This is a genomic window from uncultured Bacteroides sp. (assembly GCF_910578895.1).
Taxonomy (GTDB): domain Bacteria; phylum Bacteroidota; class Bacteroidia; order Bacteroidales; family Bacteroidaceae; genus Bacteroides.
In genome coordinates, this window is record NZ_CAJTSC010000030.1 from 32,580 (window position 1) to 41,628 (window position 9,049).

Sequence of the window (9,049 nt, forward strand, 5' to 3'; positions counted from 1 at the left end):
CTTTAGGCTCGCTTATAGAAAGGATACATTTATGCAGGATTTTGTTCATTTGCACGTACATACCCAATATTCGCTCCTCGACGGTCAGGCCAGTGTAAGCCGCTTGGTGGACAAGGCGATGAAGGATGGTATGAAAGGTATTGCCGTTACTGACCATGGCAATATGTTCGGCATCAAGGAATTCACCAACTATGTTAATAAAAAGAACAGCGGTCCGAAAGGGGAAATAAAAGACCTGAAAAAACGGATTGCCGGAATAGAGAGCGGTGCGATAGAGTGCGAGGATAAGGAAACGGAGATTGCCGCCTGCAAGGCGAAGATAGCAGAAGCCGAAAACAAACTCTTCAAGCCTGTCATTGGTTGTGAAATGTATGTGGCACGCCGCACAATGGATAAGAAAGAGGGCAAACCCGACCAAAGCGGTTATCACTTGATTGTGTTGGCGAAGAACGAAAAGGGATATCATAATCTTATAAAATTGGTATCCCGTGCGTGGACCAAGGGATATTATATGCGTCCGCGTACCGACCGTAATGAATTGGAAAAATATCACGAAGGACTGATTGTCTGTTCCGCCTGTATCGGTGGCGAAGTACCTAAAAAGATTATCAATGAACAATTGGAAGATGCCGAAGAGGCTATCCGTTGGTATAAGAACCTGTTCGGAGATGATTATTACTTGGAATTGCAGCGTCATAAGGCAACCATTCCCCGGGCCAATCATGAAGCTTATCCTTTGCAACAGAAGGCGAATGCCAAATTGCTGGAATATGCCAGAAAATACGATATAAAAGTAATCTGTTCCAATGATGTCCATTTTGTGGATGAGGAGAACGCTGAAGCGCACGACCGTCTTATATGTTTGAGTACAGGTAAGGATTTGGACGATCCGAGCCGCATGCTGTATACCAAACAGGAGTGGATGAAGACCAAGGCTGAGATGAACGAGCTATTTGCCGATGTTCCGGAAGCGCTTTCCAATACATTGGAAATTTTGGACAAGGTGGAATACTACTCTATTGACCATGCACCTATCATGCCTACTTTCGCTATTCCCGAAGATTTTGGGACAGAGGAAGAATATAGGCAGAAGTACACGGAAAAAGATTTGTTTGATGAGTTTACGCAAGACGAAAACGGAAAAGTCGTTTTGGACGAAGAAGCCGCTAAAGCAAAAATCAAGCGTTTGGGCGGTTACGAGAAGCTCTATCGTATCAAACTGGAAGCTGATTATCTTGCCAAATTGGCATTTGATGGTGCCAGGCGGCTTTATGGAGATCCGTTATCGGATGAAGTAAAAGAGCGTCTGGTATTTGAGTTGTACATTATGAAGACAATGGGTTTCCCCGGTTACTTCTTGATTGTGCAAGATTTTATCAATGCCGCCCGTATGCAACTCGGAGTTTCGGTAGGACCGGGACGTGGTTCGGCTGCCGGTTCGGCTGTGGCCTACTGTTTAGGTATAACTAAGATAGACCCTATTCAGTATGACTTGCTGTTCGAGCGTTTTCTTAACCCCGACCGTATTTCCTTGCCTGATATTGATGTGGATTTTGATGATGACGGACGCGGTGAGGTGTTGCGTTGGGTAACGGAAAAGTACGGGCAGGAGAAAGTGGCGCATATCATTACGTATGGTACGATGGCAACCAAACTTGCCATTAAGGATGTTGCCCGCGTACAGAAGTTGCCTTTGTCGGAGTCCGACCGTTTGGCAAAATTGGTTCCCGATAAAATACCCGATAAGAAACTGAATCTTCCCAATGCCATTGCCTATGTTCCGGAGTTGCAGGCAGCGGAAGCATCGCCCGATCCGTTAGTACGCGATACGTTGAAGTATGCCAAAATGTTGGAAGGTAATGTGCGCGGTACAGGTGTGCACGCCTGTGGTACCATTATCTGTCGTGATGATATCACCGACTGGGTTCCTGTAAGTACGGCAGATGATAAGGAAACCGGAGAGAAGATGCTCGTTACTCAATATGAAGGTTCGGTCATTGAGGATACGGGATTGATAAAGATGGACTTTCTGGGACTGAAAACTCTTTCTATTATAAAGGAAGCCGTTGAGAATGTACGTTTACATCGTGGTTTGGAGTTGGATATAGATAAGGTGCCCATTGATGATCCGGTTACTTATAAATTATATAGTGATGGTCGTACTGTCGGCACGTTCCAATTCGAGTCTGCCGGTATGCAGAAGTACTTGCGCGAATTGCAACCTTCCACTTTTGAGGACTTGATTGCGATGAATGCTCTCTATCGGCCGGGACCTATGGATTACATCCCGGACTTTATTGATCGCAAGCATGGGCGCAAGCCTATTGAATATGATATTCCCATTATGGAGAAATATCTGAAAGACACATACGGAATTACTGTTTATCAGGAGCAGGTCATGCTTTTGTCCCGTTTGTTGGCAGACTTTACCCGTGGCGAATCCGATGCTTTACGTAAAGCAATGGGTAAGAAACTGCGTGACAAATTGGATCACATGAAACCGAAGTTCATTGCAGGCGGACAGAAAAACGGACACGATGCGAAAGTACTCGAGAAGATATGGGCTGACTGGGAAAAATTCGCATCTTATGCATTCAATAAATCTCATGCTACCTGCTACTCATGGGTGGCCTATCAAACTGCTTTCCTGAAAGCCAATTATCCGGCGGAGTATATGGCTGCCGTAATGAGCCGAAGCTTATCCGATATAACGACCATAACCAAACTTATGGATGAATGTAAGTCGATGGGCATCAAAGTGCTTGGACCCGATGTAAACGAATCGAACCTGAAGTTTACCGTCAACCCTGAAGGTAATATCCGTTTCGGATTGGGGGCAGTAAAAGGTGTGGGTGAAAGTGCTGTGCAAAGCATTATGGAAGAGCGTGAGAAGAACGGTCTGTATACAGGTATATTCGATTTTGTACAGCGTGTCAACCTGAATGCTTGCAATAAAAAGAACTTGGAATGCCTGGCTCTTGCCGGTGGTTTTGACAGTTTTCCCGAGTTGAAGCGTGAGCAATATTTTGCTGTCAACGCAAAGAATGAACTATTTATTGAAACGCTGGTGCGTTATGGCAACCGTTATCAGGCGGATAAGGCGGCAGTTGTCAATTCTTTGTTCGGTGGGGAAAACGTGGTGGATATAGCCACTCCCGAAATTCTTCCGGCAGAGCGTTGGAGCGACCTTGACCGATTAAATAAGGAACGCGATTTGGTAGGTATTTATCTCTCTGCTCATCCTTTGGATGAATATTCCGTTGTGTTGGAGCATGTCTGCAATACGCACATGGCAGAACTGGAAGATAAAACAGCTCTTGTAGGACGTGAAATTACGATGGGCGGTATCGTTACATCTGTCCGCCGGGGCATCAGTAAGAACGGTAATCCTTACGGCATTGCCAGGATAGAAGACTATTCCGGTTCGGCAGAGTTGCCTTTTTTCGGAAATGATTGGGTAACTTACCAGGGATATTTGGGCGAGCGTACTTTCCTTTATATCAAGGCGCGTTGCCAGCCTAAGCAGTGGCGCCAGGATGAACTGGAATTGAAGATTACCTCTATGGAGTTGCTTCCCGATGTAAAAGAGAAATTGATAGAGAAGATTACGATTCTTGTTCCGCTCAGTGTGCTGAACAAGGCATTGGTAACAGAATTGGCAGAGCTGACAAAAGAGCGTCCCGGAACTACGGAACTCTATTTTAAAGTGACCGATCCGGACAGTAAGATGACTGTTGATTTGGTATCCCGTCCGGTGAAACTTTCTGTAGGTCGTGAACTTATCTCTTATTTAAAAGAGCGTCCGGAACTTGACTTTCGGATAAATTAATTATCTTTGCTTCACTGATAGTGATAAGCGGATAATGCTTGATACCTATACTGTTGAATTGATATTTAAACTTAATATTTAAAAGAAATGGCATTAGAAATTACAGACAACAATTTCAAAGAAATCTTGTCAGAAGGTAAACCTGTGGTAATTGACTTTTGGGCACCTTGGTGCGGACCTTGTAAAATGGTAGGTCCTATTATTGAAGAATTGGCCGGTGAATATGAGGGCAAGGCTCTTATCGGTAAATGCGATGTAGACGAGAATGGCGATGTGGCTGCTGAATATGGTATCCGTAATATTCCCACTGTATTGTTCTTTAAGAACGGGGAATTGGTAGATAAACAGGTGGGTTCTGCTTCTAAACCGACTTATCAGGCGAAGATTGAAGCACTGTTGTAAGGTACTTGTTTGACAATTAAAATAATATAAAGCTATGGGACTGGAAAACGATTTTTTGAAGAATGATCTCGATGATGAAAAGACCATTGAGTACATCAAAAACTATTTGCCGCAGGAGTTGAAAGAGAAGTTCTCTGATGATGAGTTTTATTATTTCCTCGATTTGATTGACGAGTATTATTCCGAGAGCGGCATCCTTGATGTGCAGCCCGACGGTGATGGGTATATCGAAATCGATTTGGGAGAAATCGTAGATTACATCATCAAGGAAGCTCATAAGGATGAAATGGGCGATTACGATCCGGATGAAATCCTTTTCATTGTGCAAGGTGAAATGGAATATACGGAGTCGTTGGAGGATGAGTAAGTCATAGGTGATATTAGAAAGAGGGTGCTTCGGCATCCTCTTTTCAGTGCTCGTCACCTTCCGACGCTACTTCTCCTTTCCGATAGCTTTGTGGCGCAATGTTATACTTCTCTTTGAAACTCTTGCTGAACTGCCGTGGCGAGGAGAAGCCGAGTTTGTCGGAAATCTCCGAGATGTTCAGTTCAGGATGCTCTTTCAGCATGATTGCGGCTCGCTTCAAGCGGATTGTGACGATGAAGTCGTACGGGGTTTGCCCAGTGATATCCTTTAGCTTGTTGAAGAGCTTTGTGCGGGAGATTCCCATTTCTCGTGCGAGTATATCAATGTTGAATTCGGTATTATCCATATATTTGTCAATGACTGCCATTGCCTTATCCACCAGTTCTTTGTCTATCGCATTTGTCGCTAATATCTGCGGCGTCTCCTGCGGATGGTTGCTGAATTTCTCCTGCAACATAATCCGGTTGTTGATCAGGTTGTTGCAGCGTGACAACAGAATATTGACGTTGAAAGGTTTGGTGATATAGTCATCCGCTCCTATGCGAAGCCCCTCCAGGTTGTGCTCGACGGCTGTCCTTGCAGTAAGCAGTACTACAGGGATATGGCAGGTCTCTATATTGTTCTTGATGAGTTTGCACAAATCGGTTCCCGACATGACAGGCATTACCACGTCGCTCAATACGATATGTGGATGCTCCGACTGCACTTTTAGCCACCCTTCTTCTCCGTTGCAGGCGGTGATTACCCGGTAGAACGACGTGAAGATGTCAACCAGCATTTCGCGGAGCGACCCATTGTCTTCTACAACCAGTATTTTAATCTCTTGTTTTCGGTCTGCATACGAGTCCGAGGTCAGAAACTGTTGCTCTTCCGAAATCAGGGAGGCGATTTCGGGTAGAACCGATTTTTCTATTGGAGAGTCTGCGGCGTTATCGCAAATTTGTTCCGCTGCGAAGTGGGCTTTTCCCGGTTGCATATATACGGAAAAGGTGGTTCCTTCGCCGGGTTTGCTAAATACTTCAATGTGCCCATGGTGCAATTCTACAATACCTTTTGTCAAAGCCAGTCCTATGCCGGTTCCGGCAGATGGAGCGGACAGTTGGTCTATTTGATAGAAACGGTCGAAAATCTTTTCTAAATCTTTGGGTGCAATACCCGAACCGGTGTCGCTTACATCAATAACGACTTCCTTGTGGACTTTGCGCACGGATACGGTAATCTCTTCACCGGCTTGCGTATGTTTGAAAGCATTGGATATCAAGTTGCTCATTACCTTTTGGAACTGCCTTTTATCGTACCAAAGTGGAATGTCGTCCTGTATCTTGTTGAATTTGAAAGCTATCTGCCGTTGCAAGGCATACTCTTGAAACAGCAGATAGCTTTCGTACACAAAATCCACGATATTCTGTTCGCTTACTTTGATGGTCATGTAACCTTGCTCCTGTTTCCGGAAATCGAGCAGCTCGGTGATGAGTTCCCGCATGTGCAGGCAATTCTTATACACACCTAATATCCGGTTGTAAATAGACGGAGGGAAGGTGCGTGCCTGCAACAACATTTCCATTTGTCCGATGATTAATGTCAGCGGAGTGCGGAACTCGTGGGAAATGTTGGTAAAGAATCGGAGTTTCGCCTGGTTGAGCCGTTCGATGTCTTCGGTGTGTTTTTGTTCATATCTCAATGATTCCTGCAGCTTGATGCGCTTCTTGTAGGCACGTACAATGAAATAAAGGACGATGCCAATGCAGAGCGCGTAGAGCAGATATGCCCACATCGTAAGATAGAACGGGGGGAGTATCTCGATGCCGAGCCGGCTTTCCGGAATGAGCCGGTTGTTCTTGGCACGTACAATCAAGGTGTACTTTCCCGGGCTCAGGTTGGTGTAAGTGACGTTGTTAAGTTCGTTCATATCCGTCCATCCTTCCGAGAATCCTTTCAGGTAGTATTCCAGATTGTCTTTGTTGAAAGGGATATAATTGGTTGTGGCATACTCGATGCTGAACATCCGCTGGCCGGCTTTCAGCGTGATGCACGATGCTTCGCAAAGCGGCTGTTGCAGGATGCCGCTTTCGTCGCCTGTTTGTATGTCGCTGTCGTTAACGCTTAAACTGAAAGGATAGATGTTGTAGTTTTGCGGGGTGTTGTCGATGTTCTCCTCGCGGAAAGAGACCATGCCGTCCAGGCCGCCGATGTAAATATCCCCGTTGCAGGCCTTGTAAACCGAGTTCTCGTTGATGGCCGACAGGGGGAAGCCGTTGTCCTTGCTATAGTTGGTGAACCTGCGCGTCGGATAATCCAGAATGGAGAACCCTATATCGGTAGTGAACAGCATCTTGTCCGGCGACAACTCGCACACGCCATAAACAAGGTTGCTGCCCAAGCCGTTTTTCCGTTCGTTGAAGTTCTCGAAATCATTCGTTTCGCGCTGGAATAAATCGATTCCGCTTCCGGAACATAGCCAGATTCTTTTTTGCTTGTCTGCGTAGACAATACCGGTCTGATTGTTGCTGATGCTATGCTCAAAGGCGTGGTTGTGTTTATGGTTCTCTATTTTGCCCGTGCTTTTTTCGAAAGTATAGACGCCTTCTCCGTTTCCGCTGAGCCATAGTTTTTCCTGGTAATCAATCTGGATGGATACGGCGCTTTTTATCTGCGGAGAATGCTTCTGCCCCAACAGCGCGAATCGCTCGGTTTCGGGGTCGAAAGAATACAATCCGCCATGAGTGGCTAAGAAAAGGCGGTCCTTGTAAAGTACGATTTGGCGGATGATGTTCGCGTGCGGTGACTTGTGCTGTTTCCCCGGATAATAATGGGTGAATTTCCCCTTGCGTATGTCCAGCCTGTTAAGCCCTCCCAGATGCGTGCCTATCCACATAGTCTCGTTTGTGTGGTCGTAGCAGAGCGATTTCACATTGTCGTGCGACAGGCTGTTGGCATTCCTGCCGTTGTGCTTGTACCATTGGAAAGTGTTCGATTGCGGGTCGTATTTGGTGACTCCTCCGCCTTCGGTCCCTATCCAGATGTTGTGCAGGCTGTCTTCCGTAATGCAACCGATGATGGATGCGCTCAACCCGGCGTTTTCCGTCTTGCTTTCCTGAAAATGCCGGTATATCTGGTTTTGAGGATTGAAGTAATTGACCCCGCCATAATAGGTGCCCACCCATACGGTCCCTTGGTTGTCGCACAGCAGGCTCCATACGGAGGAGTGGGTAAGGCTGTTGTCGTCGTCCTGTTTTTTGTAGCAGGTGAAAGTCCGGGTAGAGGGGTTAAACCTGTTCAGCCCGTTGAAGGTTCCTATCCATATATTCCCTTGTTTGTCTTCACAGAAATTTCTTACGAAGTTGGAGCTGACGCTTGCCGGGTCTGTTTCCGAATGCTTGAAATTGGCAATCGATGTCCCGTCAATCAGGTAAAAGCCGTGTTCCCACGTCCCGACCCATGTCTTTCCCGTAGAATCCTGGAAAATATTGGTGACAGTGCCTTGCGGGATAAGCTGCACCGGCTCCTGCTTGCCGTTCAGCCGGAACAGACCGTCTTCTTCGGTCCCTATCAGGATGTGTTCGTCACGGACGTGCAAGGCGGTGATGATGCTGTGGCGGTTGTTCCTCAACTCATAGAACGGCACAAACTGGTTGCCTTCATATCTGTAAATCCTGTTTTTTTGTGTAATATACAGGTGCTTGTGGTAACACATCACTCCTATGTCTCCTTTCAATAAGGTCGTGAACCGTTGCCGTGAGGTGTTGAACATGGAAATGCCCTGTGAGGTTTTGATATAAATTTCCCCTTTCCCGTTGCCGGTGATGCTCCCTCCCGTGCCGCCGGCGTTGAGGATGTGCGGGCCGTCCTTATACGATTTGTAGACGGTGATTTTGTTTCCGTTATACAGGTTGACGCCGTATCTTGTACCAAACCACATAAATCCTTTTTCATCTTGGTAGATGCTCATGACCGTGTTGCTTGAAAGACCGTCTTTGGAGGTAAGATGATTGAATGATATTTCTTGGGCGGAACTGTAGCCGATGCCGGATAACAGGAATATGTAAACATACAATAGCAGTGTGCCGGTTTTCATCTTGTCTGTGTATTGTTGGTTAACCCTGCAAAGATAAATGAAAATTGCGGAAATCCCGCTCCGGCAGGATAAAGAAAATGTTTTCCCGCGGCTTTTGCATTTCGGGAGGGGGGGAGGAGTTGCCCCTTCGCATCGATCCGTCAGGAAGTTGGATGCAAATGAAAAACCGCGTACGGCTGTCTTTTTGACAATCTGTCTTTTCCGGCGCCGCAGAATCGCCTGTTTCCGCCCCGATGTGCTGCCGGCGGGAAAAAACGGAACGGAAAACGGACATCTTCCACATACCCAACTTGATAGCGAAATCCTTACAAACCAACCAGTGCGGAAAAGCGCCGGAAATGCCGCGTACGGGCATCCCGTTTGCCGGATATCGGTG

Annotated in this window: 5 protein-coding genes; 3 read left to right on the forward strand and 2 right to left on the reverse strand. The window is 46.4% G+C overall.

What is annotated here, in order from left to right:
* Positions 1-31: 31 nt before the first annotated feature.
* The 3 genes from dnaE (at position 32) to QZ327_RS09085 (ending at position 4,598) form a co-directional block, all read left to right on the forward strand.
* Entirely contained in the window at positions 32-3,829 is a 3,798-nt protein-coding gene (dnaE, locus tag QZ327_RS09075) for a DNA polymerase III subunit alpha (RefSeq protein ID WP_294618752.1), read from the forward strand.
* 87 nt (positions 3,830-3,916) lie between these two features.
* Positions 3,917-4,231, forward strand: a complete 315-nt coding sequence (gene trxA / locus QZ327_RS09080; protein ID WP_294618753.1) for a thioredoxin — start codon at positions 3,917-3,919, stop codon at positions 4,229-4,231.
* Positions 4,232-4,265: 34 nt separating this feature from the next.
* Positions 4,266-4,598, forward strand: coding sequence for a hypothetical protein (locus tag QZ327_RS09085; protein WP_294618754.1), 333 nt, complete (start codon positions 4,266-4,268; stop codon positions 4,596-4,598).
* 43 nt (positions 4,599-4,641) lie between these two features.
* Here QZ327_RS09085 and QZ327_RS09090 read toward each other — a convergent pair whose 3' ends face one another.
* Both QZ327_RS09090 and QZ327_RS09095 read right to left on the reverse strand, forming a co-directional pair.
* On the reverse strand, positions 4,642-8,673 hold the full coding sequence (locus QZ327_RS09090; RefSeq protein WP_294618755.1) for a two-component regulator propeller domain-containing protein: 4,032 nt from the start codon (positions 8,671-8,673) through the stop codon (positions 4,642-4,644).
* A 19-nt stretch (positions 8,674-8,692) separates the two neighbouring features.
* The coding region (locus QZ327_RS09095) for a hypothetical protein (RefSeq protein ID WP_294618756.1) at positions 8,693-9,049 on the reverse strand (357 nt) is incomplete at its 5' end.

Bases quoted from the DNA above. Each gene is read 5' to 3' on its own strand.
- dnaE (WP_294618752.1), top strand. From the start codon at position 32: ATGCAGGATTTTGTTCATTTGCACGTACATACCCAATATTCGCTCCTC.
- trxA (WP_294618753.1), top strand. From the start codon at position 3,917: ATGGCATTAGAAATTACAGACAACAATTTCAAAGAAATCTTGTCAGAA.
- QZ327_RS09085 (WP_294618754.1), top strand. From the start codon at position 4,266: ATGGGACTGGAAAACGATTTTTTGAAGAATGATCTCGATGATGAAAAG.
- QZ327_RS09090 (WP_294618755.1), bottom strand. From the start codon at position 8,673: ATGAAAACCGGCACACTGCTATTGTATGTTTACATATTCCTGTTATCC.